The sequence below is a fragment of the Microbacterium sp. YJN-G genome (assembly GCF_015040615.1).
GTDB lineage: Bacteria > Actinomycetota > Actinomycetes > Actinomycetales > Microbacteriaceae > Microbacterium.
The window spans coordinates 1,340,964-1,367,914 of record NZ_CP060402.1 but is presented as its reverse complement, the minus strand read 5'-3'; the positions used below and the strand labels follow the sequence as shown (position 1 = coordinate 1,367,914).

Annotated in this window: 31 protein-coding genes and 1 other RNA gene; 8 read left to right on the top strand and 24 right to left on the bottom strand. The window is 69.6% G+C overall.

Translation table 11 applies throughout. The annotated features are described in order from the left end of the window. Window positions 1-84: 84 nt before the first annotated feature. Entirely contained in the window at window positions 85-894 is an 810-nt protein-coding gene (locus tag H7694_RS06380; RefSeq protein WP_227468319.1) for an inositol monophosphatase family protein, read from the top strand. Between the two features lie 63 nt (window positions 895-957). Continuing rightward, a complete protein-coding gene (locus tag H7694_RS06375) occupies window positions 958-1,533 on the top strand; it encodes a hypothetical protein (RefSeq protein ID WP_193598686.1) in 576 nt (191 codons plus the stop codon). Between the two features lie 48 nt (window positions 1,534-1,581). Here H7694_RS06375 and H7694_RS06370 read toward each other — a convergent pair whose 3' ends face one another. Then, window positions 1,582-1,779 carry a hypothetical protein gene (locus H7694_RS06370; protein ID WP_193598685.1) on the bottom strand — a complete coding sequence of 66 codons (198 nt, stop codon included), beginning with the start codon at window positions 1,777-1,779 and terminating at the stop codon, window positions 1,582-1,584. Window positions 1,780-1,915: 136 nt separating this feature from the next. Between H7694_RS06370 and H7694_RS06365 the strand changes: the two genes are divergently transcribed. Then, window positions 1,916-2,518 carry a TetR/AcrR family transcriptional regulator gene (locus tag H7694_RS06365; protein WP_193598684.1) on the top strand — a complete coding sequence of 201 codons (603 nt, stop codon included), beginning with the start codon at window positions 1,916-1,918 and terminating at the stop codon, window positions 2,516-2,518. 71 nt (window positions 2,519-2,589) lie between these two features. Here the strand turns inward: H7694_RS06365 and ssrA are convergent. Next, window positions 2,590-2,959: a transfer-messenger RNA gene (gene ssrA, locus H7694_RS06360) on the bottom strand. A gap of 146 nt (window positions 2,960-3,105) precedes the next feature. Here ssrA and H7694_RS06355 point away from each other — a divergent pair. Then, window positions 3,106-3,759: an SIMPL domain-containing protein gene (locus H7694_RS06355; RefSeq protein WP_193598683.1), complete on the top strand. Its 654-nt coding sequence runs from the start codon at window positions 3,106-3,108 to the stop codon at window positions 3,757-3,759. A 51-nt stretch (window positions 3,760-3,810) separates the two neighbouring features. Here H7694_RS06355 and hflX read toward each other — a convergent pair whose 3' ends face one another. Continuing rightward, the gene (gene hflX / locus H7694_RS06350; RefSeq protein WP_193599103.1) at window positions 3,811-5,319 is read right to left on the bottom strand and encodes a GTPase HflX; all 1,509 of its coding nucleotides are present in this window, start codon (window positions 5,317-5,319) and stop codon (window positions 3,811-3,813) included. 72 nt (window positions 5,320-5,391) lie between these two features. On the opposite strand from hflX, the gene H7694_RS06345 reads away from it, so the two are divergent. Continuing rightward, window positions 5,392-6,036, top strand: coding sequence for a class I SAM-dependent methyltransferase (locus tag H7694_RS06345; RefSeq protein WP_193598682.1), 645 nt, complete (start codon window positions 5,392-5,394; stop codon window positions 6,034-6,036). Between the two features lie 49 nt (window positions 6,037-6,085). Here the strand turns inward: H7694_RS06345 and dapF are convergent, their stop codons facing one another. The 17 genes from dapF to H7694_RS06260 form a co-directional block, all read right to left on the bottom strand. Next, window positions 6,086-6,964, bottom strand: coding sequence for a diaminopimelate epimerase (dapF, locus tag H7694_RS06340; RefSeq protein ID WP_193598681.1), 879 nt, complete (start codon window positions 6,962-6,964; stop codon window positions 6,086-6,088). A gap of 8 nt (window positions 6,965-6,972) precedes the next feature. Beyond that, on the bottom strand, window positions 6,973-7,497 hold the full coding sequence (locus tag H7694_RS06335) for a dihydrofolate reductase family protein (protein ID WP_193598680.1): 525 nt from the start codon (window positions 7,495-7,497) through the stop codon (window positions 6,973-6,975). 75 nt (window positions 7,498-7,572) lie between these two features. Then, entirely contained in the window at window positions 7,573-7,992 is a 420-nt protein-coding gene (locus H7694_RS06330) for a GNAT family acetyltransferase (RefSeq protein ID WP_193598679.1), read from the bottom strand. Further along, window positions 7,989-8,927 carry a tRNA (adenosine(37)-N6)-dimethylallyltransferase MiaA gene (miaA, locus tag H7694_RS06325; protein WP_227468318.1) on the bottom strand — a complete coding sequence of 313 codons (939 nt, stop codon included), beginning with the start codon at window positions 8,925-8,927 and terminating at the stop codon, window positions 7,989-7,991. The genes H7694_RS06330 and miaA overlap by 4 nt, the downstream gene beginning before the upstream one ends. After that, window positions 8,924-10,471: a tRNA (N6-isopentenyl adenosine(37)-C2)-methylthiotransferase MiaB gene (gene miaB / locus H7694_RS06320; protein ID WP_193598677.1), complete on the bottom strand. Its 1,548-nt coding sequence runs from the start codon at window positions 10,469-10,471 to the stop codon at window positions 8,924-8,926. Before miaB ends, miaA begins: the two co-directional genes overlap by 4 nt. A gap of 65 nt (window positions 10,472-10,536) precedes the next feature. Further along, on the bottom strand, window positions 10,537-11,271 hold the full coding sequence (locus tag H7694_RS06315; protein ID WP_193598676.1) for a regulatory protein RecX: 735 nt from the start codon (window positions 11,269-11,271) through the stop codon (window positions 10,537-10,539). Window positions 11,272-11,328: 57 nt separating this feature from the next. Further along, entirely contained in the window at window positions 11,329-12,378 is a 1,050-nt protein-coding gene (gene recA, locus H7694_RS06310; protein WP_193598675.1) for a recombinase RecA, read from the bottom strand. A gap of 247 nt (window positions 12,379-12,625) precedes the next feature. After that, window positions 12,626-12,847, bottom strand: a complete 222-nt coding sequence (locus H7694_RS06305) for a DUF3046 domain-containing protein (protein WP_193598674.1) — start codon at window positions 12,845-12,847, stop codon at window positions 12,626-12,628. A 16-nt stretch (window positions 12,848-12,863) separates the two neighbouring features. Beyond that, the gene (locus H7694_RS06300) at window positions 12,864-13,172 is read right to left on the bottom strand and encodes a helix-turn-helix domain-containing protein (RefSeq protein ID WP_193598673.1); all 309 of its coding nucleotides are present in this window, start codon (window positions 13,170-13,172) and stop codon (window positions 12,864-12,866) included. A 179-nt stretch (window positions 13,173-13,351) separates the two neighbouring features. Next, entirely contained in the window at window positions 13,352-13,846 is a 495-nt protein-coding gene (locus H7694_RS06295) for a CinA family protein (protein WP_193598672.1), read from the bottom strand. Beyond that, a complete protein-coding gene (gene pgsA / locus H7694_RS06290) occupies window positions 13,843-14,418 on the bottom strand; it encodes a CDP-diacylglycerol--glycerol-3-phosphate 3-phosphatidyltransferase (RefSeq protein ID WP_193598671.1) in 576 nt (191 codons plus the stop codon). Before pgsA ends, H7694_RS06295 begins: the two co-directional genes overlap by 4 nt. Further along, a complete protein-coding gene (locus H7694_RS06285) occupies window positions 14,418-17,171 on the bottom strand; it encodes a DNA translocase FtsK (RefSeq protein ID WP_193598670.1) in 2,754 nt (917 codons plus the stop codon). Before H7694_RS06285 ends, pgsA begins: the two co-directional genes overlap by 1 nt. An 82-nt stretch (window positions 17,172-17,253) precedes the next feature. Beyond that, entirely contained in the window at window positions 17,254-18,930 is a 1,677-nt protein-coding gene (locus H7694_RS06280; RefSeq protein ID WP_193598669.1) for a ribonuclease J, read from the bottom strand. Between the two features lie 60 nt (window positions 18,931-18,990). Further along, window positions 18,991-19,968, bottom strand: a complete 978-nt coding sequence (dapA, locus tag H7694_RS06275; RefSeq protein ID WP_193598668.1) for a 4-hydroxy-tetrahydrodipicolinate synthase — start codon at window positions 19,966-19,968, stop codon at window positions 18,991-18,993. A gap of 83 nt (window positions 19,969-20,051) precedes the next feature. Continuing rightward, the gene (locus tag H7694_RS06270; RefSeq protein ID WP_193598667.1) at window positions 20,052-20,813 is read right to left on the bottom strand and encodes an SDR family NAD(P)-dependent oxidoreductase; all 762 of its coding nucleotides are present in this window, start codon (window positions 20,811-20,813) and stop codon (window positions 20,052-20,054) included. Continuing rightward, entirely contained in the window at window positions 20,813-21,289 is a 477-nt protein-coding gene (locus H7694_RS06265) for a dihydrofolate reductase (protein ID WP_193598666.1), read from the bottom strand. Before H7694_RS06265 ends, H7694_RS06270 begins: the two co-directional genes overlap by 1 nt. Beyond that, complete coding sequence (locus tag H7694_RS06260; protein ID WP_193598665.1) at window positions 21,286-22,095, bottom strand: thymidylate synthase; 810 nt, start codon at window positions 22,093-22,095, stop codon at window positions 21,286-21,288. The genes H7694_RS06265 and H7694_RS06260 overlap by 4 nt, the downstream gene beginning before the upstream one ends. A 123-nt stretch (window positions 22,096-22,218) precedes the next feature. Between H7694_RS06260 and H7694_RS06255 the strand changes: the two genes are divergently transcribed. The 3 genes from H7694_RS06255 to H7694_RS06245 all read left to right on the top strand — a co-directional run bounded on the left by H7694_RS06255 (window position 22,219) and on the right by H7694_RS06245 (window position 23,780). Further along, window positions 22,219-22,644, top strand: coding sequence for a TlpA family protein disulfide reductase (locus H7694_RS06255; protein ID WP_227468317.1), 426 nt, complete (start codon window positions 22,219-22,221; stop codon window positions 22,642-22,644). Then, entirely contained in the window at window positions 22,641-23,228 is a 588-nt protein-coding gene (locus H7694_RS06250) for a DUF4395 domain-containing protein (protein ID WP_193598663.1), read from the top strand. Before H7694_RS06255 ends, H7694_RS06250 begins: the two co-directional genes overlap by 4 nt. A 126-nt stretch (window positions 23,229-23,354) precedes the next feature. Further along, a complete protein-coding gene (locus tag H7694_RS06245; protein ID WP_193598662.1) occupies window positions 23,355-23,780 on the top strand; it encodes an OsmC family peroxiredoxin in 426 nt (141 codons plus the stop codon). A 9-nt stretch (window positions 23,781-23,789) separates the two neighbouring features. On the opposite strand, the gene H7694_RS06240 is transcribed toward H7694_RS06245, so the two are convergent. The 4 genes from H7694_RS06240 to H7694_RS06225 all read right to left on the bottom strand — a co-directional run bounded on the left by H7694_RS06240 (window position 23,790) and on the right by H7694_RS06225 (window position 26,842). Further along, window positions 23,790-24,233 (bottom strand): tetratricopeptide repeat protein, encoded by a 444-nt coding sequence (locus H7694_RS06240; RefSeq protein WP_227468316.1) that lies wholly within the window; start codon window positions 24,231-24,233, stop codon window positions 23,790-23,792. Beyond that, window positions 24,230-24,976 carry a 4-hydroxy-tetrahydrodipicolinate reductase gene (gene dapB / locus H7694_RS06235; protein ID WP_193598661.1) on the bottom strand — a complete coding sequence of 249 codons (747 nt, stop codon included), beginning with the start codon at window positions 24,974-24,976 and terminating at the stop codon, window positions 24,230-24,232. The genes H7694_RS06240 and dapB overlap by 4 nt, the downstream gene beginning before the upstream one ends. Before the next feature lie 138 nt (window positions 24,977-25,114). Then, window positions 25,115-25,717 carry a histidine phosphatase family protein gene (locus tag H7694_RS06230; RefSeq protein WP_193598660.1) on the bottom strand — a complete coding sequence of 201 codons (603 nt, stop codon included), beginning with the start codon at window positions 25,715-25,717 and terminating at the stop codon, window positions 25,115-25,117. Between the two features lie 99 nt (window positions 25,718-25,816). Beyond that, on the bottom strand, window positions 25,817-26,842 hold the full coding sequence (locus tag H7694_RS06225; RefSeq protein ID WP_193598659.1) for an aldo/keto reductase: 1,026 nt from the start codon (window positions 26,840-26,842) through the stop codon (window positions 25,817-25,819). Window positions 26,843-26,951 lie beyond the last annotated feature (109 nt).

Sequence of the window (26,951 nt, the reverse complement as noted above, 5' to 3'; positions counted from 1 at the left end):
CGGGGTGGGAGTGCACCAAATCGTGATCATCTCGGGCGCGTTGCAGAGCCGCTCGCACGCCCCACCCCCGACTATCCTGTTGAGGTGACAGTCTCCCCCAATGCCGCAGAGCTCCCTGCCGACCTCGAGCTGGCCCTGCGACTGGCGGACGCCGCCGATGCGCAGACGATGCCGCGCTTCGACGCATCCGACCTGGAGGTCTCACGCAAGGCCGACCGGTCGCACGTCACGGATGCCGATCTCGCGACCGAGCGCGCTATCCGCGAGCTGCTCAGCACCGAGCGCCCACAGGACGGCATCCTCGGCGAGGAGTACGGCGCCGAAGGCGATGTGCACCGCCAGTGGATCATCGACCCGATCGACGGCACCGCGAACTTCCTGCGCGGGGTGCCCCTGTGGGGCACGATGATCGCCCTCGCGATCGACGGCGTTCCCCAGGTGGGCGTGGTCAGCATGCCCGCGCTGGGACGCCGCTGGTGGGCATCCGCCGGCCACGGATCCTGGACCGCCACGAGCGGAGAACCCCGGCGATTGACCGTCTCGGGCGTCGACACCCTCGACGACGCGAGCGTCAGCTTCCAGAGCATCGGGCAGTGGGCGGATGCCGGCAGGATGCCCGAGCTGCTCGCCCTCGCCGACCGGGTCTGGCGCGACCGCGCCTACGGCGACATCTTCAGCTACATGCTGCTGGCAGAGGGACGCATCGACATGGTCGCCGAGTTCGATGTCAAGGAGTACGACATCGCGGCGGCCGTCCCGATCGTCCGCGAGGCCGGCGGACGTATGACGGCGTTCGACGGCACCGAGACCCTCTCGGCGCTGTCGGCCCTCGCCACCAACGGCATCCTGCACGATCAGTTCCTCACGCTGTTCCGCGACGTCCCACAGCACTGAGCGTCGCGCTCCCCGCAGCACCCTCCCCTTCCCCGCACCGCATCCCGACTCCCCACGGATCACATGAAAACCCGCACATCCCTCACTGCCGTCGCGCTGCTCGCCGCGCTGACACTCACCGCCTGCAGCGGCACCCAGACGGAGACAGCCCCCACCTCCTCCCCCACGAAGACGCCCGAGATGCCGAAGGCGACCGTGACCACGGCCCCTGTCGAGAGCACGCCGCCCCCCACGGTCGCCGAGACACCGACCTGCGGGACGCTCATCTCGTCCGCGACGGTCGATGCGCTCACCGCGCAGGGGTGGACCTACAAGGAGCGCGAGTTCAGGATCGGCGACGTGGTCGTCGAAGGCGGGCTGGAATGCCTGTGGGCGGACTACACGACGGCATCCGATCACGGCCAGATGTACGGTTGGGGGCCGCTCAGCGCCGACGCCGCGCGCACCGCGCAGTCGAACCTGCAGCGCGACGCGTGGCTGCGGTCGACCGAGGGCGACCTGGTCTACTTCACCGAGGATCCGGCCACTGCGATCGCGACGGATGACGCCGGATACGGGATGACGTACGAGTTCGGTGACGGCTGGGTGAAGTTCGCCGACACCAAGCAGGGGCTGCTTCTCATCGAGTGGGAGAACTGACGCAGCACCTCTGGAGGGGGGCGCCGCTGCACGAGCGGCGCCCGGCGATCACTGGTTGCGCTGGTTCCAGTTGTCGGTGCGGCGCGTGTCCGAGCCGCGCTGGCGCATCACGTACGCGAGGGCGAGGCTGACCAGGATGATGCCTGCGGAGAAGGCGAGGCCCTGAGCGGTCGGCAGGCTCCACGAGACCCCGAAAAGGTAGAACCCACCGAGGAACAGCACGATGAACACGATGAAGTCGACCACTTCGCTTGCCTCCAGATCGTCGGATAACCTCTCCAGCTTAGTCGGCTTCGTCCCGGTGCCGTTGACGACCTCCCGCCAGCCGGACCGGTTCTCGTGCGACGCGGGCTAGATTTGGTGTCATGCCGAGGATGACGTCGTGACCGCAGGACTGCGCCCCGTGCGCCGCGGGCGCCCAGGGCACGATCGGGACGACGTGATCCGCGCCGGCGTCGAGCTGTTCAACGCGCAGGGATACGACGCGACCTCGGTCTCGGACCTCACCCGGCGGCTCGGCGTCACCAAGTCGGCGCTGTACCACCACGTCGACTCGAAGGAGCAGATCCTCGAGATCGCCCTCGAACAGGCCCTCGGCGGGCTCGAGAAGGCGCTGCAGGATGCTCTCACCGAGACGACCGCCGCATCGCGGCTGACCGCGATCATCCGCGGCGCCGTGCAGGTGCTCACCGCACGCCAGCCGCAGGTGACACTGCTGCTGCGGCTGCGCGGCAACAGCGTCATCGAGGCCGCGGCGCTGGAGCGCCGGCGGCGCTTCGACCACACCGTGACGGGTCTGGTGCGCGAGGCGCAGGCGGAGGGCCTGGTGCGCGCGGATCTGGATGCCGGAGTCGCCACGCGCCTCATCTTCGGCATGATCAACTCGGTCGTCGAGTGGTACCGCCCCGACGGCCCGGTCGACCCGGACCTGCTGGGCGAGGAGATCCTCGCGGTGACGCTGGGCGGCCTGCGGCCCCGTACCTGAATCGACGAGAGGCCCGCTCCCCGGCATGACACCGGGAGGCGGGCCTCTCGCTTTCCACAGTGACAGCGGCTTGGTGGAGCTGGGGGGAATCGAACCCCCGTCCGACGCTGCTAATCCACGTCTTCTCCGGGCGCAGTCTGTAGAGGCGTTCTGCTCGGCTCCGACCTTTGTCACAGACACCTAAGTCGACGAGCCCAGCCTGGGAAGAGTCCCACGTGACGTCCAGACGCCATCACGCAGCAAGATCCCTAGATGACGCCAGGGTCCGTATCGGGATCACATACGGTCTGACGGACTATCGGGCTCGCTTAGGCAGCGAGGGCGAAGTCGTTGCGCTTGGATTCGGCAACTATTGGTTCGCAGGGATCGTTCACGAGATGACCCTGCATCCTCGGCCCGCTTCTCGTCGATACACAGGCGCCGTCGAAACCGATCAGCCCCGTGGACCTTCTCGCGAAGGAGCCGCTGTCACACTGTGGAATTACCAGACGGGAACTCACGCTCCCGAGCATCACAGACTACAACGGATCGGGGCCGGATGCTATTCCGCGACCGCGGTGTCACCGGCGTGCCGTACAGTCGCACGCATGAGCGAGGTCATCATCACCGTCCGCGGCGAGCACGAGCTGCGCATCGCGCCCGAGCGGGCCACCGTCCACCTGAGCGTCGGAGTGGACGGGCCGCACCGCGAGGATGTCGTGCAGCGGGCCCTGTCGCTCGCGGAGCCTGTGCGCGACGGGATCAAGGCCCGGGAGCAGGCCGGCAGCGTCACGGCGTGGACGAGCCAGCGGCTCAGCGTCTACGCCGAACGCCCCTGGAACACCGAAGGCAGGCGCCTGGCGCCCGTGTACCGCGCCAGCGTCGAGTTCACCGCCACCTTCTCGGACATCTCGGACCTGTCGGTCTGGATCACCGAGCTCTCGGCGGAGGATGGCGTCTCGGTCGGTCACATGGACTGGCATCTGACCCCTGAGACCGAGCGTGAGGCGGAGCGCGAGGTCGCGACGCGGGCCGTTGGCGTCGCCGTGTCGCGCGCGCAGGCGTACGCGCAGGCTCTCGGCCTGCAGGACGTGACCCCGCTCGAGATCGCGGACCGCGGGCTGATCTCCTCCGAGGTGCCGAGTGTGGTCGCGATGCGCGCCGGTGCGGGATTCGCCATGGATGCCTCCGCCGCGATGGAGTTCCAGGGTGAGGAGATCACCGTGTCGGCGACCGTCGAGGGGCGCTTCTCCGCGCGCTGAGCCGTCGCGAAGGTCTGCCGCACCGGCCGCCGGGGCGGCCGGTGCGTGCGCTCAGGAGACCGCGAAGGGGGCGAGTTCGGCGGCGAGCCGCTCGGAGACGTGCGCGTGCACGAGCGTGCCGTCCGCGGCGTGTTCTGCCGAGAGCAGCACGCCGCTCTCGTGCACGGCCGAGACGAGGTCGCCCCGGTCGTACGGCACGAGCGCCCGCACCTCGACGGCGGGCATCGGCAGCATCCGCTCGATGGCCGTGCGCAGTTCGTCGATGCCCTCGCCGGTGCGCGACGACACGAAGTGCGCGTCGGGCGCCAGCCCGCGCAGCACGAGGCGCTCGTCCTCGCCGACCAGATCGGCCTTGTTGAAGACGACCAGCTCGGAAATGTCCCGCGCCCCGACGTCTCCCATCACATCGCGCACGGTCTGTAGCTGCGCCGACGGGTCGGGATGCGAGCCGTCCACGACGTGCACGATGACATCCGCCTGGCCGACCTCTTCGAGCGTCGAACGGAACGCCTCGACGAGCTGGTGCGGCAGGTTGCGCACGAAGCCGACCGTGTCGGTCAGCGTGTACACGCGTCCGTCTGCGGTCTCGGCGCGCCGTACCGTCGCATCCAGGGTCGCGAACAGGGCGTTCTCGACGAGCACGCCCGCGCTGGTGAGCGCGTTGAGCAGGCTCGATTTGCCGGCGTTCGTGTACCCGGCGATCGCGACAGAGGGGATCGTGTTGCGCTTGCGCTCGGCGCGCTTGGCGTCGCGTGCCGGTGCGAACTCGCGGATCTGCTTGCGCAGCTGCGCCATACGGGTGCGGATGCGGCGGCGGTCGAGTTCGATCTTCGTCTCACCGGGACCACGCGAGCCCATGCCCGCTCCCCCGGCGCCGACCTGGCCACCGGCCTGGCGGCTCATCGACTCACCCCAGCCGCGCAGACGCGGCAGCAGGTACTCGAGCTGTGCGAGCTCGACCTGCGCCTTGCCCTCGCGGCTCTTGGCGTGCTGGCTGAAGATGTCGAGGATCACTGTGGTGCGGTCGATGACCTTCACCTTCACGACGTCCTCGAGGGCACGTCGCTGGCTGGCCGCCAGCTCGGTGTCGGCGATCACGGTGTCGGCGCCGACGGCGGCGACGATGTCCTTGAGCTCCTGGGCCTTGCCGCGGCCGAGGTAGGTGGCCGGGTCGGGATGCGGGCGACGCTGCAGCAGCCCGTCGAGCACGACGGCGCCCGCGGTCTCGGCGAGGGCGGCGAGCTCGCGCAGCGAGTTCTCCGCATCGTCCTGAGCACCCTGCGGGTACACCCCGACGAGCACGACGTTCTCCAGCCGCAGCTGCCGGTACTCGACCTCGGTGACGTCCTCGAGTTCGGTGGAGAGGCCCGCCACACGACGCAGGGCGTGCCGATCCTCGAGATCCCACTGCTCCCCGTCACCGGCGCCGTGAGCGGCCGTGGTCGCATCCTGCAGCGCCTGGGCGGCTCCGAACACTCTCGCCTGAGTGCGCGGTTCGGCGTGCGCCAGCACGCGGTCGAGCGCGTCGGGTGTGGTGTTCTCGTCGTTGGTCTTCGTCATCCGGTCCTTGTCTGTGGATTCTGTGCTCACGGCGCCTTAACCTTAGCCCCGTCCGTCCGGTACGCTCACTGCATGGCGTCCGACCACTACTTCAGCGCGGCGCCGGCAAGCGCAGAGAACCTGCGCAGCATCCGAGTCACCCTCGCGGATCGTGACGTTGAGGTCACCACCGCAGGTGGGGTCTTCAGCCCCGACCGTCTGGATGCCGGAACCGCCGTGCTGTTCGCGAACATGCCGCCCCTTCCTCCCGGGGGCGACTTCCTCGACCTCGGATGCGGCTGGGGTCCGATCAGTCTCACCATGGCATTGTCCGCCCCGCACGCGACCGTGTGGGCGGTCGACGTCAATGAGCGAGCCCTCGACCTGACCCGGCGCAACGCCGAGGCTCTCGGACTCACCAATGTCAACGCTGTGAAGCCCGACGATGTTCCCGACCAGGTGACCTTCCGCACGATCCGCTCCAACCCGCCCATCCGCGTGGGCAAGAACGAACTGCACAGCATGCTCGAGCGGTGGATCCCGCGGCTCGACGAGCGCAGCGACGCGTGGATGGTGGTGCAGCGCAACCTGGGTTCGGACTCCCTGCAGCGCTGGATGGCGGCGACCTTCACGCCCGGCTACAGCGTGCATCGTGCCGCCACCGGCAAGGGTTACCGGGTGCTGAAGGTACGCAGGCACGGCAACCCGCCGACCGCGCCCATCGCGATCCCCGGCTGACTCACCGCCGCCTGAGGCTCGTCGCGCTGGGTCAGACGAGGTCGCTGGGTCAGACCAGGTCGATCTCGCCGCGGTAGACCAGCTGCGCGGGTCCCGACAGTGCGACGTGCTCGCCGTCCTCGGCGGGGAACATCCGCACCCCGAGCGTGCCGCCTGGCACCTCGACGCGCCACTGGTGCGGCGCGCGCTCGCCCGCCCAGTGCCGCACGGCCAGGGCGGAGGCCACCGCTCCCGTACCGCAGCTGAGCGTCTCTCCGGATCCGCGCTCGTGCACCCGCATCCGCACGTGCCCGACTCCGTCGCGCACCAGCGGCTCACCGGGGACGACGAACTCGACGTTCGCGCCCGCGGCCGGCGCCGGGTCGAGGATCGGTGTCGGGTTCAGGTCGAGCCCGGCGAGCTCGTCGTCGGAGGCGAGCGCGACGACCACGTGCGGGTTGCCGACGTCGATGCCGAGGCCGGGGCGTGCGACCGAGAGTCCCGCGGCGCGGGCCAGCGGCTCACCGCCCGCGAGGCGCCAGCGACCCATGTCGACCTGGTAGCCGGTGTCGCTGCGCATCACGTCGCGCACCCCGGCACGGGTTCCGATCGGAAGCGTCGATCCGGCGTCGAGGGATGCCAGGCCCGAACGCAGCAGGTAGTGCGCGAACACCCGGATGCCGTTGCCACACATCTCCGAGACCGATCCGTCGGAGTTGCGGTAGTCCATGAACCACTCGGCGGCCGGCTCCTCGGCCAGAGCCGCGGCGCCGTCGGCCAGAGCCCGCGACCGCACGACCCGCAGCACGCCGTCGGCGCCGACACCGAAGTTGCGGTCGCACAGCGCCTGAACCTGCTCGGGGGTGAGGTCCAGCTGCCCGTCGACGTCCTCGATGATGACGAAGTCGTTGCCGGTGCCGTGCCCCTTGGTGAATGCGACCATGCGCACCAGTCTATTCAGCACTGAACCCGGTAGCGCCCGCAGAGGAACCCTCGGTTGCGTGCGACCTCCAGCAGCTCCAGGTCGAGGGTGCGCGGCAGCACCGGCGCGCCCGCCCCGAGGGTGACGGGAGCGAACTGCAGCCACACCTCGTCGAGCAGACCGGCGTCGGCGAACTGCCCCGCCAGCTCTCCCCCGCCCACGATCCAGAGGTTCCTACCCGCGGCCGCGGCGGTCATCTCGGCATGCACCTCGCGCACATCCGCCTGGGTCAGGCGCACATCCGCGCCCTCCGGCAGCTGCAGTGCACGATGCGTGAACACCCAGGCGGGCTGGGTGTAGTCCCAGCGCCCCTGTTCGTGTCGCATGATCCACTCGTACGTGGATGCGCCCATGGCCAGTGCGCCGATGGTCTCGATGAAGGCCGGATAGGCCATCGGTCCGGTCGGGTCGAAGTCCTGCTTCAGCAGCCAGTCCAGCGAGTGCTCGGGTGTGGCGATGAACCCGTCGAGGCTGGAAGCCGTGTAGTAGTGCGTCGTCATGCGTCCATGGTGCACGTGGGCACCGACATTCCCGCGGTCTGCCCATCGGCGTCGTCGTCGCCATGGCGGCCGGATTCAGTCGTCGGGGATCAGACGCTTCCCCGTCGTGCCGACGTCGAACCTCTCGTAGCCGATGGCATCGTAGAACCGGAAGGCCTGGTCGTTGTCCGGGCGCACCATCAGCTGCACCTTCGGGCATCCCATGGCGATCAGGCGCTGCTCGGCCTCTGTGACCAGCGCACGTCCGATACCCTCGCCCTGACGGTGCGGTGCGGCCGCCAGGTAGTACAGCCAGCCGCGGTGGCCGTCGTACCCGCCCATCACGCTGCCGACGACCTCACCGTCGTCGTCCGCGACGAGGAAGAGCTCGGGCTGTACGGCCAGTTTGCGCCTGATGTCGGCGTAGGGGTCGTTCCAGGGCCGGGTGAGTCCTGCGGCATGCCAGAGCGCGACGACGTTCTCGGTGTCATCGATCTGGAAGGTCCGGATGATCATGCGCCGTCCAGGATCCGCTGCGCCTCGGCCGAGCCGGACTCGGTCCATTCGATGCCGGGGTACCGCTTGAACCACGACACCTGACGGCGCGCATAGCGCCGGGTGAGCGCCTGCGTCTCGGCGACGGCATCCTGCTCGGTGACCTCGCGGCGCAGCTGCGCGAGCGCCTGCGCATAGCCGATGGCACGGGATGCCGTGACGCCGCGCTCGATCCCCGCGTCGCGGAGCCGCTCAACCTCGCCGAGCATCCCGTCGCGCCACATGCGCTCGACGCGACGGTCCAGCCGCTCGACGAGCACCTCGCGCGGGGTGTGCAGTCCGACGATGGGGGTCTGGGGATGCCACAGGTCCGGCGCGTCCGGGAGGGCGGCGCCGTGGGTGGCGGCACCCTGCTCGAGCACCTCGAGGGCGCGCACGATGCGGCGCCCGTTCTTGGGGTCGATGCGGTCGGCTGTCGCGGGATCGCGTTCGCGGAGGCGCTCGAACAGCGCACCGGCCCCGTGCTCGTCGAGCTCGGCCTCCAGGCGCGCTCGCAGCGCGGCATCCCTCGGAGGGAAGCGGAAGTCGAAGATGACGCTCGAGACGTACAGTCCCGAACCGCCGACGAGGATGGCGTCTCCCCCGCGCTCGTGGATCCCGGTGATGACGCTGCGTGCGAGCGGCTGATACCAGGCGACCGCCGCTTCATCGGTGACGTCGCGGACGTCGAGAAGGTGGTGCGGGATGCCGCGTCGCTCGGCGACGGAGAGCTTGGCTGTGCCGATGTCCATGCCGCGGTACAGCTGCATGGCATCCGCGTTGACGATCTCGGCAGGGTTGCCCTGCCGGTGCAGCGTCTCGGCGAGGTCGAGGGCGAAGTCGCTCTTGCCGGTGCCGGTGGCGCCGACGACCGCCCACAGGCGCCGTCCGGCGGTGGTCGGTGTGCTGCCGGTCACTGCGGGCGCAGCGTCGGCAGTCCCAGCGAGACCGCACGAGGTGCGCCGCTCTGCCCGGCCGGTGCGGGGATGCCGCACGAGTCGGCCTGCGCGCGGTCCCATGCGTCGCCGCCGCGAGTGCGGCGGATGCGCAGCGGGGCGCCGGTCGGGTCGTCGGCCAGCAGGTGGAACGGTGCCGCGTGGGTGATCTTCACGGTGACCATGTCGCCGGGGCGCGGCAGGTCGGATCCGGGCGTGACCTCGAAGTGCACGAGACGGTTGTCCTCGGCGCGACCGGTGAGACGGTGGGTCTCGGCGTCCTTCTTGCCCTCGCCGACCGAGACCAGCACCTCGACCTCGCGGCCGACCTGCTTCTGGTTCTCTTCGAGCGAGATCCTCTCCTGCAGGGCGATCAGCCGGTCATAGCGCTCCTGCACGACGTGCTTGGGCACCTGGTCGCCCATGGTCGCTGCGGGCGTGCCCTCGCGGATGGAGTACTGGAAGGTGAAGGCTCCGGAGAAGCGGGACTGCTCGACGACGCGCATCGTCTCTTCGAAGTCCTCGTCGGTCTCTCCGGGGAAGCCGACGATGATGTCGGTGGTGATCGCGGCGTGCGGGATGCGCGCGCGAACCCGCTCGATGATGCCGAGGTAGCGCGAACTGCGGTAGGAGCGGCGCATGGCCTTGAGTACGCGGTCGCTGCCGGACTGCAGTGGCATGTGCAGCTGCGGCATCACGGAAGGCGTCTCTGCCATCGCATCGATGACGTCGTCCGTGAAGGCGGCGGGGTGCGGGCTGGTGAAGCGGATGCGCTCGAGTCCCTCGATCTCGCCTGCGGCGCGCAGCAGCTTGCTGAAGGCCTGGCGGTCGCCGAACTCGACGCCGTAGGAGTTCACGTTCTGGCCGAGCAGGGTGACCTCGATCGCGCCGTCTTCGACGAGCAGGCGGATCTCGTTGAGGATGTCGCCGGGCCGGCGGTCCTTCTCCTTGCCGCGCAGGCTCGGGACGATGCAGAAGGTGCAGGTGTTGTTGCAGCCGACCGAGATGGAGACCCAGCCGCTGTGGGCGGAGTCGCGTCGGGTGGGCAGCGTCGAGGGGAACACCTCGAGTGCTTCGAGGATCTCGAGTTCGGCTTCGCCGTTGTGCCGCGCGCGCTCGAGCAGGCCGGGGAGCGAGCCCATGTTGTGCGTTCCGAAGACGACGTCCACCCACGGGGCCTTGTCGAGCACTGCCTGCTGGTCCATCTGCGCCAGGCAGCCGCCGACGGCGATCTGCATGCCGGCGTGCTTGTCCTTGCGGGACTTCAGGTGGCCGAGCGTGCCGTAGAGCTTGCCTGCGGCGTTGTCGCGGACGGCGCACGTGTTGATGATGACGATGTCAGCGTCCTCGCCGGCATCGGCCCGCACGTATCCGGCGCTCTCCAGGGAGCCGGAGAGGCGCTCGGAGTCGTGCACGTTCATCTGGCAGCCGAAGGTGCGCACCTCGTAGGAGCGCCGGTGCCCGTCAGCGTCGACCGCGGCGGGCGAGGCCGCGATGATCGTCGGTTCGGAGGAAAGAGAAGCCATGATCTCAACATTCTACGATCCGCCGCTGAACGCGGCGCCGTCCGGCGCCGGGGATTGGCCGCCGGTCAGTCGGAGTCCACGAAGCGCACGCCGCTGCGCCCGCTGCCGGCCTCGCGAAGCGCCGTGCGGGCCGCGTTCATCGCGACCGAGCCGCCGTATCCCCGGCGTGCCAGCTGCCCCAGCAGGCGGCGCAGTGCGGTGTCGGGTTCCAGCCGGCTCATGCCCGGTGCCTTGCTGCGCGCGTACTCGAGGGCGCGTTCGGCGTCGTCGTCGGGAAGTTCGGCCAGTGCGTCGTCGATGACGTCGCGAGGGATGCCGCGCTGCGACAGGGCTCTCGAGAGGGCGACGCGGCCCTGGCCCTTGCGCTCGACCCCCGATGTCACCAGCAGGGATGCCAGCGTGCGGTCATCGAGATAGCCACGGTGCATGAACTCGTCGAGGATGTCTTCGATCGCATCCCGGTCGACGTCGTTCTCCCGCAGGACTGACCGCGCCTCGGACACCGAGAGCTGTCGGCTTCGCAGCTTGCGCACCAGCACCTCTTCGGCACGGCGACGGAGTTCGTCGGGGTCGATCGCGGGTTCGTCACCCGGACCTTCCCCGTCGGTCTTCTCGTCGGACAGGGGAACCTGGGCCGAGCGGCGAGGTGCGCCCTCGACCAGGGCCGAGCGCCACAGGCCCTCGTCCCCTGTGCGCCGAGGCATCTCACCGGCATCCTGATCGGCCGGCCCGGCGGGACGCCGGGTTCCGCCGAAGAGCGGGATGACGGGGGCGAGGTGCTCCTCGCCCCCGTCACGCATAGCTCACCCCGGTTGCTGAGCGACGTCGAAGCACGGTTGCTGAGCGACGTCGAAGCATCAGGCCGGGCGGCGCTCGGCGAGCTCGTCGGCAGGGGCTTCGGCTTCGGCCTTGACCCCGATGCCGAGCTTCTGCTTGATCTGCGTCTCGATCGCCACGGCGATGTCGTCGTTCTTGATGAGGAAGTTGCGGGCGTTCTCCTTGCCCTGGCCGAGCTGGTCGCCGTCGTAGGTGTACCAGGAGCCGGACTTCTTCACGATGCCGTGCTCCACGCCGTAGTCGATCAGGCTGCCCTCGCGGGAGATGCCGACGCCGTAGAGGATGTCGAACTCGGCCTGCTTGAACGGCGGGGCCATCTTGTTCTTGACGACCTTGACACGGGTGCGGTTACCGACAGCCTCGGCACCGTCCTTCAGCGTCTCGATGCGACGGATGTCGAGTCGCACCGAGGCGTAGAACTTCAGCGCCTTTCCACCCGCGGTGGTCTCGGGCGAGCCGAAGAAGACACCGATCTTCTCACGGAGCTGGTTGATGAAGATCGCGGTGGTCTTGGTCTGGTTCAGCCCACCGGTGAGCTTTCGCAGCGCCTGCGACATCAGTCGCGCCTGCAGACCGACGTGCGAGTCGCCCATCTCACCCTTGATCTCGGCCTCGGGCACCAGGGCCGCGACGGAGTCGATGACGACGAGGTCGATCGCACCCGAGCGGATCAGCATGTCGGCGATCTCGAGGGCCTGCTCACCGGTGTCGGGCTGCGACACCAGCAGCTGGTCGATGTCGACGCCCAGCTTCTTGGCGTACTCGGGGTCGAGGGCGTGCTCGGCGTCGATGAACGCCGCGATGCCGCCGGCGCGCTGCACGTTGGCGATCGCGTGCAGGGTGAGCGTGGTCTTACCGGAGGACTCCGGACCGTAGATCTCGATGATGCGTCCGCGCGGCAGCCCGCCGATGCCGAGGGCGGCGTCCAGGGCGATCGATCCGGTGGGGATGACCTCGACGGGGGCGCGCTCGTCGCTGCCCAGTCGCATGATCGATCCCTTGCCGAACTGGCGTTCGATGTGTGCGAGTGCGGAATCCAGGGCCTTCTCGCGGTCATCGGTGGATGGCATGACGTGCTCCTCAGTGTCTCGAATGCTGCCGCCTGTAGGCTGTCGCGGCGTTCCCGGGGCGGGTCCGCTCTGCGACAAGGCGTATGGCCGGTGCCACATCCATCACGTTAGAAGCCACCACCGACATCGGGTCGGCGGCGCCACGTTCTGTGGAGGAGAGTCGCATCTGAACCATCTGTGCAGAACGATACGCCCTCATCGAACACATCTTCGACGACACGCCGCATCGCGTGCGTCCGAGTGTCGATCAGCGCCGGCGCGGTTCCAGCCGGCCCACGCCGTACCGGCGCCCCGCCGGGACATCTGTCTCGTCGCATACGGCGAGCCAGATGTCGCGCGGCGGAACGCCGGCTTCGAGCGCCTCGAGAGCGGTCGATCCGAGGGCGCTGAGGACGAGGTCGTGCGTGATCGAGTTCGCGCGACCGCCGAACTCGTCTTCGACGGCGCGCAGGAACTCGCTGCGTCTCATCCGGCCGCTGCGCCGTTCAGTGCAGCGACAGCTCGGGCCCGACAGAGGCCACGAGGTCGTCGGGGACGACATCCGGGAAGGTGCTCAGACCCTCGAGCACCGAGATGCGGTCACCGACTTCGCGCATGATGGTGGAGATGGGGACGTCGAGAGCCTCTGCCACGGAGGCGAGGATCTCGCTGGACGCCTCTTTCTGACCGCGCTCGACTTCGCTCAGGTAGCCGAGGGCGACGGAGGCCTTGCTCGCCACCTGACGGAGGGTGCGCCCCTTCTGCAGGCGGAAGTCCCGCAGCACATCGCCGATCTCCTGTCTGACAAGGATCATCGGAACCTCCTCTCCTCTACTCCCCCGGAGTTCGGTCCGAGTGGATCGCCAGTCTAACCCGACTGGATGACGCTGAATCTACTGTTTCTCGCTGTGCTTCTGTTGTGAGGGATCGTGTCGTGGTCGTTCCAGTGTGTCGTGTGTGGAGCACATCTGTGACAACCGTCATCCGGACGGCGCTATTCCCCGCCGCTGTGCTGCACCGCCGCCAGCGCGAGAGCGAGAGCCGCGTCCCGCGCCTGCAGTCGGATCTCGGCGCGCGAGCCGGCGAAGACCGCCGATGAGGTCCGCGTCCCGAGCGGGGTGACGATGCCGAGGTGCACGGTGCCGACGGGCTGCCCGTCCGGTGAGTCGGGACCGGCGATCCCGGTGGTCGAGATCCCGACGTCGGCCGGCCGGCCCTCGACCCGCACCGCGTGCCGCACGCCCGCGGCCATCTGAACCGCGACCTCCGGATGCACGGGGCCGTGCTCCGCGAGCAGGGCGGCGTCGACGCCCAGCAGCGTGTGCTTGACCGGTGTCGCGTAGGCCACGATCCCGCCCCACAGCACGGCCGATGCACCGGGGACGGTCACGATCTCGGATGCCACTGCGCCGCCGGTGAGCGACTCGGCGACGCCGAGGGTCCAGCCGCGTTCGTGCAGCGCGGCGACGAGACGCGCCGCGTCGCTCATGCCTTGCTCCGTCGCCCGCGACTCTGCGCCAGCACGTAATCGATGCCGCTGGCCACGGTGAGTACGAGTGCGATGAGCATGAGCACCAGGGTCGTGATCGACCACGCCTGCTCGCCGATCCACACGTGAAGCGGCAGCAGCGCCCAGCTGAGCGCGACGCCCTGCACCACGGTCTTGACCTTGCCCATCCAGGCCGCGGCGACGACGTGCTCGTGCACGATCGTGAAGCGGTGGATCGTGATGCCCCACTCGCGGATGAGGATGACGATGACGATCCACCACGGCACCTCGCCGAGGATCGCGAGACCCAGGAAGCCGGAGCCGGTGAGGAGCTTGTCGGCGATCGGGTCCCACAGCTTGCCGAAGTCGCTGACGATGTCGTACCGGCGTGCGAGATACCCGTCGACCCAGTCGGTCGAGATCGCCACGATGAACAGCACGGCCGCAGCCCAGCGCATCGCCAGGTCGCCGGCACCGGCCGGGCCGGCGATCAGCAGCAGCACGAAGAAGACGATCGCGAGCGGGATGCGGGCGATCGTGATCGCGTTGGGAAGCTGGCGAGGGATGCCCATCAGTCGCGGCCCGTCAGACCCCAGGCGTCCTCGTCACCGTCGTCATCGCTCTCGACGACGGGCAGGCCCTGGTACTGCTGCTCGATCGGATCCTGACCGTACCGGTCGGGTTCGGCGGGTGCGGCCGGGGCGGGCGGAGCGGCCTGCGCGGGAGCGCTGGGCGCATCGTCGCCGCGCAGCCTGGCGAGCACCGCGGGAAGCTGCTCGTTGGTGACCAGCACGTCGCGGGCCTTCGACCCCTCGGAGGGGCCGACGATCTCGCGGGACTCGAGCAGGTCCATCAGACGCCCGGCCTTGGCGAAGCCGACGCGCAGCTTGCGCTGCAGCATCGAGGTCGAGCCGAACTGCGATGAGACGATCAGCTCGGCCGCCGCGAGCAGCAGTTCGAGATCGTCGCCGATGTCCTCGTCGACTTCCTTCTTCTTCGCATCGGCGGACTCCTGCACATCCGGGCGGTACTCCGGGCGGGCCTGCTGGGTGACGTGCTTGACGACCGCGTGGATCTCGCTCTCGTCGACCCAGGCGCCCTGCAGCCGGAACGGCTTGGACGATCCCATCGGCGAGAACAGCGCGTCACCCTGCCCGATGAGCTTGTCGGCGCCCGGCGAATCCAGGATCACGCGGCTGTCGGTGACGCTCGTGACCGCGAATGCGAGACGCGAGGGGACGTTGGCCTTGATGAGGCCGGTGACCACGTCGACGCTGGGTCGCTGGGTCGCCAGCACCAGGTGGATGCCGGAGGCACGAGCGAGCTGCGTGATGCGCACGATCGAGTCCTCGACGTCGCGCGGCGCGACCATCATCAGGTCGGCGAGCTCGTCGACCACGACCAGCAGGTATGGGTACGGCTTGAGCACCCGCTCGCTGCCTACGGGAACCTCGACCTCGCCCGCACGGACCGCCTTGTTGAAGTCGTCGATGTGGCGGAAGCCGAACGACGCGAGGTCGTCGTACCGCATGTCCATCTCCTTCACGACCCACTGCAGCGCCTCGGCGGCCTTCTTCGGGTTCGTGATGATGGGGGTGATCAGGTGCGGCACGCCGGCGTAGCTGGTCAGCTCGACGCGCTTGGGGTCGATCAGCACCATCCGCACATCGGCGGGACGAGCGCGCATGAGAAGGCTCGTGATCATCGAGTTCACGAAGCTCGACTTTCCCGAGCCGGTGGAGCCTGCCACGAGAAGGTGCGGCATCTTGGCGAGGTTGGCGACGACGATGTTGCCGCCGACGTCCTTGCCGACGCCGATCGTCAGCGGGTGCGTGCTCTTCTGCGCCGCGGGAGAGCGCAGCACGTCGCCGAGCGCCACCGTCTCCTTGTCGACGTTCGGGATCTCGATGCCGATGGCGCTCTTGCCGGGGATCGGCGAGAGGATGCGCACATCGTTGGATGCCACCGCGTAGGCGAAGTTGTTGCTCAGCTGCAGGATCTTCTCCACCTTGACGCCGTGCCCGACCTCGACCTCGTACTGCGTGACCGTCGGGCCGCGCGAGAAGCCGGTGACCTTGGCGTCGACCTTGAATTGCTCGAGCACGCTGGTGATCTGCTCGATGGTGCGGTCGGTGGCATCCGAGCGGACCACGGGCGGCGGACCGGCCTTGAGCACGACGGGTGACGGCAGCACGTACGGCGCGGCGGGCGGCAGCGGGCCGCTCGCGCCGGGCCCGGCAGTGCCGAAGCCGTCGAGCCCGGGCAGTTCGCCCGTCGATCCGTCGTCGTCGAGCAGCGCCGTGGCGTTCTTCTCGTCGAGCAGGCCGGTGATCGCGCTCACGTCGGTGAGCACCTCGGTGGCCGCGTCGTAGGGCGTCTCGTCCACGATGACGGCCTGCTCGTAGGCCGAGGACTCAGTGCCTGCTTCGTCCAGCAGCGCCGTGATTGCCTGCGAGTCGGTGCCCTCGTCGGGGTCCTCCTCACGGCCGGTCTTGTTGCGGCGCCACCAGGGCAGCGAGTCGTCCTTGTCGTCGTCTCCGTCCTGCGGCGTCTCGTCGACGGCGGCGGCACGCAGAGGCCGCTCCGCGCCGAACATCCACGCGTACAGGTCGCCGAGTCGCTCGCCGATGCGGTTCGGCGGCGTCTTGGTCAGGATCAGGATGCTGAGCACCGCCAGCAGTCCGAGCACGATGTACGCCACGACCACGGTGAGGAAGGCCAGCGGCTCCCCCAGCATCCAGCCGAACAGTCCGCCGGCCGCGCTGAGCGCGGGCATGCCGTCCCGGGGCTGCGGGCGGACCACGTCGCCGACGGAGTTCGCCGCACCGGCTGCGACATGGCAGAACCCGGCGAGGGCGAGCACGAAGAAGCCGAAGCCGATGCCGATGCGTCCGTTGTCATGGACCGACGACGGATGCCGGAACAGCCAGCCGGCCAGCAGCAGCAGCAGCACCGGCAGCACGAACGCGGCGCGGCCGATCAGGCCGCCCCACGTGAAGGCGCTGATCGTCTGCGCGATGTCGGCGCCGATGAAGAACCACTCGACCACTGCCCCGGCGCAGGCGAGCAGCACGAGCAGGAACGGGAATCCGTCGCGGCGCTGATCCTTCTCGAGGGATTCGGGGCCGAAGGCGCGGAACAGCCCGCCGACACCGTGCGCGAGACCGAGCCACATGCGCACCGCGACGGGCGGCCTGTCGGCGTCGTCGACGTACTTCTTCGGTGCGGGGGCGGCCTTCGCGCTCGAGCGAGGAGCCGCCTGCCGCTTCGGACGCGACGAGGGCGCGCCGGACGCGCGCTCAGACTTCGTGGTGCTCCTGGCCATGCCTTCCACGGTACGGCCGTCGACCGACATCCGGCCGCAATGACGCGGGTTTCCGCGGCATTGGGCCTTCAGAAGGCGCCTGCTACGCCTCGATCACCAGCGGCACGATCATCGGACGGCGACGCAGCTTCTGGTTCACCCAGCGGCCGATCGTGCGACGGATGATCTGCGACAGCGCGTGGTTGTCGCGCACGCCGTTGCCGGCCGCCTCCTTCAGCGCCGCGACGATCTTCGGGGTGATGTCGTCGAAGACGGAGTCGTCCTCCGCCACGCCCCGGGCGTGGATCTCGGGCCCCGAGATGATCTCACCCGTCGACGAGTCCACCACGACGATGACCGAGACGAAACCCTCCTCGCCGAGGATACGGCGGTCCTTGAGGTCTGCGTCGGTGATGCCGCCGACGGTGGAGCCGTCGACGTACACGAAGCCGATGTCGAGCTGACCGGCGACGCGCGCCTCGCCGTCGCGCAGGTCGATGATCATGCCGTTGCCGCCGACGAAGGTGCGCTCCTCGGGGATGCCGGTCTCCTGCGCGAGCTTGGCGTTCGCGATCAGGTGCCGGTACTCGCCGTGCACGGGCAGCACGTTCTTCGGCTGCAGGATGTTGTAGCAGTAGATCAGCTCGCCGGCAGCGGCGTGACCGGAGACGTGCACCTTCGCGTTGGCCTTGTGCACGACGTTCGCACCGAGCCTGGTGAGGCCGTCGATCACGCGGTAGACCGCGTTCTCGTTGCCCGGGATCAGGCTCGAGGCGAGGATGACGGTGTCGCCCTCGCCCGGCTCGATGGCGTGGTCGAGGTTGGCCATGCGGCTGAGCACGGCCATCGGCTCGCCCTGCGACCCGGTCGACATGTAGACGATCCTGTCGTCGGGCAGGTCGCGCGCCTTCTTGTAGTCGATGAGCACGTTGTCCGGCACATTCAGATAGCCCAGCTGCTCGGCGATCGTCATGTTGCGCACCATGCTGCGGCCGAGGAACGCGACCCTGCGACCGTGCGCGTGGGCGGCGTCGATGACCTGCTGCACGCGGTGCACGTGGCTCGAGAAGCTCGCCACGATGACACGGCGCGGAGCCCGCCCGATCACCTGGTCGAGCACCGGCCCGATCGACCGCTCGGTGGGAGTGAAGCCGGGCACGTCGGCGTTGGTCGAGTCGACGAGGAACAGGTCCACGCCCTCTTCGCCCAGCCGGGCGAACGCCCGCAGGTCGGTGATGCGCCCGTCCAGCGGCAGCTGGTCCATCTTGAAGTCGCCGGTGGCCAGCACCATGCCCGCGGGCGTGCGGATCGCCACGGCGAGGGCGTCGGGGATGGAGTGGTTGACCGCCACGAACTCGAGGTCGAACGGACCGACGCGCTCCTGCTGCCCCTCCTTCACGGTGAGGGTGAACGGACGGATGCGGTGCTCCTTGAGCTTCGCCTCCACCAGCGCCAGTGTCAGACCGGAGCCGATCAGCGGGATGTCGCTCTTCAGCCGCAGCAGGTACGGCACCGCGCCGATGTGGTCCTCGTGTCCGTGCGTGAGCACGACGCCCACGATGTCGTCGAGGCGGTGCTTGATCGGCTCGAAGTCGGGCAGGATCAGATCCACGCCCGGCTGGTGCTCCTCGGGGAAGAGCACGCCGCAGTCGACGATGAGGATCTTGCCCTCGAACTCGAAGATGGTCATGTTGCGGCCGACCTCGCCGAGACCGCCGAGCGGGATCACGCGGAGCGTGCCTGCGGCGAGCGGCTCGGGGGCGGCGATGGGGATGGTCATGGACGTCTCCTCAGTCGGACACGTCGTGCCCGTTCGTGGCGTTTCAGCGCGCGACGGCGCTCATCGTGTGGTGCCGTGCACCTTTGGCAGCGCGCCGCCGGCGGCGGCGTTGCGGTCGGGACGGAAGTTCGAGAAGTCGGCGCCCGGAACACCGGTGACCAGCGCCAGCTCGTCCTCGATGATCGCGGCCTCCCATTCCTCGGGGCCGACCAGCGGCAGACGCACGCGCGGGCTGCCGATGCGTCCGAGCCCGTGCAGGATGTACTTCGCCGAGACGGTGCCTGGCACGTGCGTCATCACCGCGCGCACCAGCGGCTCGAGGCGCTGGTGCTCGGCGGTGGCGGTCTTCAGGTCGCCGCGGTTCACGGCATCCACGATCGTGCGGTACGGCGCCGAGGTGATGTTCGCGGTGACGCCGATCATGCCGGTGGCGCCGATGGCCAGGTGCGGCAGGACGTTCGCGTCGTCGCCGGAGAAGTACATCAGGTCGGTCTGGTTGAGCACCCGGCTGACCTCGGAGAAGTCGCCCTTGGCGTCCTTGACGGCGAGGATGTTCGGGTGCTTCGCCAGGCGCAGGATCGTCTCGTACTTGATCGGCACGCCGGTGCGGCCGGGGATGTCGTAGAGGATCACCGGCAGGTCGGTGGCGTCGGCGACGAGGCGGAAGTGCGTCAGGATGCCGGCCTGCGTGGGCTTGTTGTAGTACGGCGTGACGATCATGATGCCGTCGGCGCCGGCCTTCTCGCTGGCCTTGTACAGCTCGATGGCGTGCGCGGTCTCGTTCGAGCCGCCGCCGGTGATGATCTTCGCGCGGCCGGCCGAGACGTCCTTGCCCACCTCGACGAGGCGCAGCTTCTCGGCATCCGTGAGGGTCGAGGTCTCACCGGTGGTGCCGGTGACGACGATGCCGTCGGCGCCGTCGCTGATGACGCGGTCCAGGTGCTTCTCGACCGCGGGCCAGTCCACTTCGCCGTCGGCGGTCATGGGAGTGACCAGCGCGACGAGAACCTGTCCGAAGGGATTGTCCGAGTGCGTCATGCACTCAGGGTATCGCGTCGGGCCGCTGTTCATACGCCGCCGACGGCGCCGGCGGCGGCGCTCCCCGTGCCCTCCGCCGCCACTCAGACGCGGCCGCGACGGGCGACGCCGGCCGTGAGCGATCGGGGCAGGATGCGGGTGAGGCCCACGATCGCCCTGTAGCGCAGCGAGGGGATCGACACGGCCCGGCCGCGCGCGGCATCCCGCAGCCCTTCCCGCACCACGTCACGGGCCTCGAGCCACATGAACGACGGCACCCCCTCGTGTCCGGGCGCCAGTCCCATCCGCTCGTGGAAGCTGGTGTGCGTGAAACCAGGGCAGAGCGCGGTGATGGTGATGCCGTCGCGCGCGTACTCGATGTTCGCCCAGCGGCTGAAGCCGATCAGCCAGGCCTTGCAGGCGGAGTAGGTCGAGCGTGAGATGAATCCGGCGACCGAGGCGACGTTGATGATCCGCCCGCCCCTCCCGCGCATCGAGCGGATCGCGGCGTGCATGAGGCGCATCGGCGCCTCGACGTGCACCCGCAGGTGACGGATCTCGTCGTCGAGGTCGTTGTCGGCGAAGTGCAGCGGCAGCCCGAATCCGGCGTTGTTGATGAGCAGATCGATCGGATGCCCCGGGAGGGCGATCCGTGCGGCGACGCGCTCGACGTCGGCCTCGACCGAGAGGTCGGCGACGATCACCTGCACGTCCACGCCGTGACGGGTGCGCAGTTCCTCGGCCAGCCCGTCCAGGGTCGTGGTCGTGCGTGCGACGAGCACGAGGTCGGCGCCCTTGACGGCGAGCTGCCGGGCGAACTCGGCGCCGAGGCCGGCGCTGGCTCCGGTGATGAGTGCGACGGGCATCAGCGCTCGTAGCTCAGGAAGCGGTGGCGGATGCCGGTGCGCGAGGTCTGCCACTCCCCCTCGCGCACGAGGTGCCAGCCCGTGCGCGGCGGCGCGAATGCGTCCCCGTCGACCTTCAGGTCGAGTTCGGTGACCTCGAGGCGGTCGGCCTGGCCGATCACCTGGCGGAAGATGTCGGATCCGCCGATGATCCACACCCGTTCGAGCCCGCGCACGGCCTCGGCGACGTCAGCCGCCCGTCGTACGCCGTCGGCGGCCCAGTCCTGCTGACGGGTGATGACGATGTTCTCGCGGCCCGGCAGCGGCCGGAACCGCTCCGGAAGCGAGTCCCAGGTGCGCCGGCCCATGATGACGGGCGCGCCGAGGGTGACCTCCTTGAAGTGGGCGAGATCCTCGGGCACGTGCCACGGCATCCCTCCGGATGCACCGATCACGCCGTCGGCGGCCTCGGCCCAGATCAGGCCCACCCAGGTCATACGGCGACCGCCGCGCGGATCGCCGGGTGGTGCTGGTAGTCCTCGACCGCGAAGTCCTCGTAGCGGTAGTCGAGGATCGACTCCGGGGTGCGGGTGATGCGCAGCGTCGGGTACGGGTAGGGGTCGCGGCTCAGCTGCTCGCGCACCTGCTCGACGTGGTTGTCGTAGATGTGGCAGTCACCGCCGGTCCACACGAAGTCGCCCGGTTCCAGTCCGGTCTGTTGCGCGACCATGAGGGTGAGCAGGGCGTACGAGGCGATGTTGAAGGGAACGCCGAGGAACAGGTCGGCGCTGCGCTGGTAGAGCTGGCACGACAGCCGGCCGTCGGCGACGTAGAACTGGAACATCGCGTGGCACGGGGCGAGGGCCATGTCGGGGATGTCGGCAGGGTTCCAGGCCGACACGATCAGGCGCCTCGAGTCGGGGGTCTGGCGGATCTGCTCGATCACCTGCGAGAGCTGGTCGATGCTGCCGCCGTCCGGGGTGGGCCACGAACGCCACTGCACGCCGTACACCGGGCCCAGGTCGCCCTCGGCGTCGGCCCATTCGTCCCAGATGCTCACGCCGTTCTCCTGCAGCCAGCGCACGTTCGAATCCCCGCGCAGGAACCACAGCAGCTCGTAGGCGATGGACTTGAAGTGCACCCGCTTGGTCGTGATCAGCGGGAAGCCCTGCGACAGGTCGAAGCGGATCTGACGCCCGAACACGCTCGTGGTTCCGGTGCCGGTGCGGTCGTCCTTGTGGGTGCCGTGCTCGAGCACGTCGCGGAGCAGATCTTCGTACGGCGTGGGGACGGCTTCGCTCATGCCAGCAAGGATACCTGCGGCGCAGCCCCTCGGGCGGTCCGCGAGGACATCGGGATGACGGCGGTCGCGTCATCCGCGGTCACATCCGGCCTACGGGCATCCGCCGCGTCTTATCGTGGGATCGTGACCACCGCATCCGCCCTGATCGCCGTCGCCGCGCTCGTCGCGGTCGCCGGCATCGCCGGCGTGATCTGGCGGGTGCTCGACGGGCGTCGCCGGCGTGTCTCGGGCGACGTCGACCTGTCCGAGCTGGGCGTCGCCGCCGGCCGCATCACCCTGGTGCAGTTCACCACCGAGACCTGCGCGCGCTGCCCGCAGGTGCGCCGGATGCTGCGAAGCGTGGCGGATGCGCTGCCCCCGGTCGACCTCGTCGAGGTCGACCTCACCCACCGCCCGGACCTCGCCCGCCGTCACCACGTGCTCAGCACCCCGACGACGTTCGTCATCGACTCCGGCTCGACCCTGCATGCGCGGTTCAACGGCGTGCCGCGGCGCATCGACGTCGAGACCGCGCTGTCGGAGCTGTCCGCGCTTCAGGAGGCATCATGACCGCAGAGAACACTCCGCACGCGCCCCGCGGCATCGACCCGCGCGGACCGCGCTTCGCCGCCTGGATCACCTCGGCGCTGCTGCTGGTGGCGACCTTCCTGGGGCTCACCGGGCCGTCGGCGAACACCGGGCCGGCCTTGTTCGGCTGGTTCGCCTACCAGCCGCTCGCCGACGCCTCCTGGGGCGCGTGGACCCTTCCCGGGTCGCCGATCGGACTGCGCGTGCTCGACCCGGCGTTCCTGCTCACGGTCGTGATCGCGCTGCTGTTCCTGTGGAGCGTGCTCTCGCCCACGACCTCGCCGTGGAGCGTGCTGTTCCGCCGTGCGGTCCGCCCGCGGCTCGCGCCGCCCGCCGAGCTGGAGGACCCGCGTCCGCCGCGCTTCGCGCAGGGCGTCGGACTGCTCGTCGTCTCGGCCGGCCTCGTGCTGCACCTGGCCGGCGTGCCGCTGGCGCTGCCCATCGCCACGGCGGCGGCCTTCATCGCGGCCTTCCTCAACGCCGCCTTCGGCTTCTGCCTCGGCTGCCAGCTCTACCTGCTGCTGCAGCGCGCCGGAGTGCTCGGACGCAGACCCCGCGCCGTCTGACGTCACGGCGACCACGCACCCCGGCCTGAACGGCCGGCCGGTACCGCCGGAGCACTCTCCTGGGTAGGCTTGCGGGGCGACGCGAACACCGCGCGCGCCCTGCGAGATCCGACCACTGGAGGAACCATGCCCGTCACCAGCGAAGCCGCCACCACCTGGACCGGATCCCTCATGGAGGGGTCGGGCACCGTCGCGTTCTCGACCTCGAACCTCGGCACCTTCCCCATCGACTGGAAGGCGCGCGCCGAGGGCTCCGAGACGATCACCACGCCTGAGGAGCTCATCGCCGCCGCGCACGCCTCGTGCTTCAGCATGGCGTTCTCTCACGCGCTGGCCGAGAACGGCACCCCGCCCGAGCGCGTGAACACCTCGGCGTCCGTCACGTTCAAGCCCGGCACCGGTATCACCGGCAGCCACCTCAACGTCAACGCCACCGTCCCCGGCATCACCGCTGAGCGGTTCCAGGAGATCGCCGAGGAGGCCAAGACGGGCTGCCCTGTCTCGCAGGCGCTCGCCGGCATCGAGATCACGCTCGAGGCCAGCCTGGCCTGACCGCGGAGGTCAGGGCCGGGTGCGTGAGAGCCGGATGGCCTCGCGGATGCTGGCCCTGGCATCCTTGCGTCGTCCGGCGGCATCCTGCACGACGCCCAGCCGGTAGCGGGCGCGCCAGTCATCGGCCGCCGCTTCGGATGCCGAGCCGTACTCGGCGATCATCGGCTCGACGTCCTCACGTCGCAGCCGCCCGCTCGGCGTCAGCTCGGCCGGAGCCTCCGGCATCCCGCCCTCACCGTCGAGGATGCGGCCGAGCCGATCGGCCGAGAACCCGAACAGCAGCTCGCGCAGCAGCGCCCAGGCGCCGATCGGCGCGATGATGACCAGTGCGATCCCCATCCCGATCGAGACGGGCGTGCCGACGGCGAAGAACATCACGCCGAGCCACACGGCGACCGCGAGATACAGGAACAGGGCGGCGCCCATGACGACGACGCCGATGCGCGAGGTCACGATCGGGTCCGGATGCCGATGTCGATGATGTTCTCGAGGCCCACGACCACGCCGCGCGCATCGCGCGCGAACGGCAGGGCGAGGCGGATGCCGGGCGCGTAAGCCGCCGCGGAGTCGACGGTGTCGTGCACGATCGAGAGGGACTCCCCCGCGCCGGACAGGATGGCCTCCTGACGCGCGATCACGCCGGGGCGGCGCAGGGAGTGCACCGGGATGCCCGCCACCTGCTGCCCGCGCGCCCGCTGATCGACGTGCGGCGCGTGGAAGGGACCCTGCCCGGTGCGCGCCTCGGTCATGAGCTCGGCCGTGCGCACCGCCGTGCCGCTGGGCGAGTCGATCTTCGAATCGCGGTGGGCCTCGACGATCTCGGCGAAGGGGAAGAACGGCGCGGCCGCTGCGGCCAGCGCCGTGCCCAGGGCGGAGCCCAGTGAGAAGTTCGGGATGAACACCACGCCCGTCTCGCCGTCGGTCACGAGCGGACGGACCAGCGAGATGCGCTCCTGCGACCAGCCCGAGGTGCCGACCAGTACGTTGATGCCGCGCTGCAGCGCAGCCCGCACGACCTCGATGCTCACCGCGGGGGTGGAGGCGTCCACGATCAGATCGGCGCCGTCGAGCTCGCTCAGATCGCTCGCCGAGCCGAGCACATTGCGCACCTCGAAGCCGTCGAGCTCATCGATCACCGCATGGATGATCCGTCCGAGCTTGCCTGATCCGCCGACGAGGGCAACCTGAGTGGTCATGTCTCCAGTCTAGGTTCGCGCATGCCACCGGCCGGTCGCGTGACGGGCGCGGCGCGCTCAGAGCGGTGCTCCACTCAGACCGGTGCTCGCCTCAGACCAGGGCTCGCCTCAGCCCAGGGCTCGCCTCAGCCCAGCGCCTCAGACCAGGGCGCCCTCGGGCAGTCCGGTGCGCAGCTCCATCGGCAGGTGGCCGAGGTCGTTGTGGCTGAGCAGCGTCCAGGGCCGGCCCTGCTTCTGCGCGATCACCGTCAGCCCGCAGTGCGCCTGATTCAGCGTCATCCACCGCCAGGCGGGGGCTCCCAGAACCTCACGGACGAACCACGAGATCACGAAGTTGTGGGTGATCAGCACCTCGTGCACGTCGCCGTTGCGCCGGCGCAGGAACTCGCCGACGGCATCCGTCATCTGCGCCGAACCCGCCTCGATCTCGGCGTCGCTCACCGAACCGAAGAACGACTCGTACGCCGCCGGGGTCTCGTCGGTCATGCCGCTGGGCACGCAGTCGAACAGCAGAGCCGAAGGCTCGGGGTCGACTGCGGGAAGCCGGGCCGCGACCGCGCGGGCGGTCTCGGCGGCGCGCAGCAGCGGCGAGTGCCAGACCGCGTCGAGCGGAAGGCCCGAGAGGCGGTCGGCGATGAGCTCTGCCTGGCGCTGCCCTCGCGGCGAGAGGGGTCCGTCATCCACGCCGTGCTCGGCGTCCTGATGTTCTCCGTGTCTGACCAGATAAATGTAATGCGTCACAACCCTGCTCACTCCATGCCACCGCGTCGGGGCACCTCCAGCTTAGGTCACCGCACCGACACGGTGGCGCGCCGCGTCACACGGTCGCGGTTCGCACGCTCATCCGCTCGCGCGGGTGAGCTCGGCGATCTGGGTGCGGGTGAGGGTGATGCCCGCCCCCTGCACGAGCTCGTCGATGTGATCGACGGCAAACGCGTTCACGATCGGGGCGACGACGGTGCGCTGGGCGAGCAGCCAGGCGATCGACACGGCCGCGACCGGGACGCTCAGCTCGTCGGCGATGAGGTCGAGCGCCCGCAGCACGCGGATGCCGCGACGGTTGAGATGGTTGCGCATCTGCTGACCGCGCACGCCCGCAGCCGACGACTTCGTGCGGTGCCGCCCGGAGAGGAACCCGTGCTCGAGAGCGTGCGACGGCGTGACGGCCAGGCTCTGCGCCGCGGCGACCAGACGCAGGTCGCCCTCGAACTCGTCACGGCGCACGAGGTTGTACGGCTCGTCGAGCACCTCGATCCGCGGATAGCCGGCGGATGCCAGGATGCGCGCCTCGACCAGTCGCTCAGGGCTGAAGCGGAACGCACCGACCGAGGCGATCTTCCCCGCCTCACGCAGCCACTCGACGGTCGCGAGCGTGTCCTCGAGCACGGCACCGCCGTCGATCGAGGCGTCGAGGTAGAGCACGTCGATCCGGTCGATGCCGAGCCGGATGAGCGAGCCCTCCACGGCCCGCACGAGGTTCACCGAGCCCAGACCGGGGTTGTCGGCGTGCGTGCCGATCCGCACGCTGAGCACGACTCGGTCGCGGTGACCGCTGGCCCGCAGCCACTGGCCGATGATGTGCTCGCTGCGCCCGCCCGAGAAGCCGTCGGCGGTGTGCACGGCGTTGCCGCCGAACTCGACGTAGCGATCCAGCAGGGCGTTGCTCGTCTGCTGATCGACGTTCCAGCCGAACTCCGCGGCGCCGAGCATCAGGGGAAAGACCGACAGCCCGGTCTCCCCCAGCGGCACCCGGATCGACTCGCCGACGCCCGGCCCGATGACCGGGATGGGCGCGGAGGGGTGCGTGTCGAGAAGCTCTCCGGCGCGCGGCTGTCCGTCGGCTGCGCCTGTGCCGAACAACCTCATCCTCTACCCCCATGGACCGATGATCCCTAGGCCGAACCCCCGTGTATTTAGAGGGTAGGCGACGTTCTCGGTGCCGGTGACCGCGGCGGCGGGCCGGGGAGCAAGTTCT

Coding starts and splice junctions, on each gene's coding strand:
- pgsA (WP_193598671.1), bottom strand. CDS start 14,418: ATGGGCATCCCTCGCCAGCTTCCCAACGCGATCACGATCGCCCGCATC.
- H7694_RS06245 (WP_193598662.1), top strand. CDS start 23,355: ATGCCCGTCACCAGCGAAGCCGCCACCACCTGGACCGGATCCCTCATG.
- H7694_RS06285 (WP_193598670.1), bottom strand. CDS start 17,171: ATGGCCAGGAGCACCACGAAGTCTGAGCGCGCGTCCGGCGCGCCCTCG.
- H7694_RS06225 (WP_193598659.1), bottom strand. CDS start 26,842: ATGAGGTTGTTCGGCACAGGCGCAGCCGACGGACAGCCGCGCGCCGGA.
- miaB (WP_193598677.1), bottom strand. CDS start 10,471: ATGGCTTCTCTTTCCTCCGAACCGACGATCATCGCGGCCTCGCCCGCC.
- H7694_RS06250 (WP_193598663.1), top strand. CDS start 22,641: ATGACCGCAGAGAACACTCCGCACGCGCCCCGCGGCATCGACCCGCGC.
- H7694_RS06270 (WP_193598667.1), bottom strand. CDS start 20,813: ATGCCCGTCGCACTCATCACCGGAGCCAGCGCCGGCCTCGGCGCCGAG.
- recA (WP_193598675.1), bottom strand. CDS start 12,378: ATGCCATCCACCGATGACCGCGAGAAGGCCCTGGATTCCGCACTCGCA.
- dapA (WP_193598668.1), bottom strand. CDS start 19,968: ATGACGCACTCGGACAATCCCTTCGGACAGGTTCTCGTCGCGCTGGTC.
- H7694_RS06375 (WP_193598686.1), top strand. CDS start 958: ATGAAAACCCGCACATCCCTCACTGCCGTCGCGCTGCTCGCCGCGCTG.
- H7694_RS06345 (WP_193598682.1), top strand. CDS start 5,392: ATGGCGTCCGACCACTACTTCAGCGCGGCGCCGGCAAGCGCAGAGAAC.
- H7694_RS06295 (WP_193598672.1), bottom strand. CDS start 13,846: ATGAGCGACGCGGCGCGTCTCGTCGCCGCGCTGCACGAACGCGGCTGG.
- H7694_RS06280 (WP_193598669.1), bottom strand. CDS start 18,930: ATGACCATCCCCATCGCCGCCCCCGAGCCGCTCGCCGCAGGCACGCTC.
- H7694_RS06300 (WP_193598673.1), bottom strand. CDS start 13,172: ATGATCCTTGTCAGACAGGAGATCGGCGATGTGCTGCGGGACTTCCGC.
- H7694_RS06265 (WP_193598666.1), bottom strand. CDS start 21,289: ATGACCTGGGTGGGCCTGATCTGGGCCGAGGCCGCCGACGGCGTGATC.
- H7694_RS06355 (WP_193598683.1), top strand. CDS start 3,106: ATGAGCGAGGTCATCATCACCGTCCGCGGCGAGCACGAGCTGCGCATC.
- H7694_RS06315 (WP_193598676.1), bottom strand. CDS start 11,271: ATGCGTGACGGGGGCGAGGAGCACCTCGCCCCCGTCATCCCGCTCTTC.
- H7694_RS06260 (WP_193598665.1), bottom strand. CDS start 22,095: ATGAGCGAAGCCGTCCCCACGCCGTACGAAGATCTGCTCCGCGACGTG.
- H7694_RS06330 (WP_193598679.1), bottom strand. CDS start 7,992: ATGATCATCCGGACCTTCCAGATCGATGACACCGAGAACGTCGTCGCG.
- hflX (WP_193599103.1), bottom strand. CDS start 5,319: ATGACGAAGACCAACGACGAGAACACCACACCCGACGCGCTCGACCGC.
- H7694_RS06305 (WP_193598674.1), bottom strand. CDS start 12,847: ATGAGACGCAGCGAGTTCCTGCGCGCCGTCGAAGACGAGTTCGGCGGT.
- dapB (WP_193598661.1), bottom strand. CDS start 24,976: ATGACCACTCAGGTTGCCCTCGTCGGCGGATCAGGCAAGCTCGGACGG.
- H7694_RS06335 (WP_193598680.1), bottom strand. CDS start 7,497: ATGACGACGCACTACTACACGGCTTCCAGCCTCGACGGGTTCATCGCC.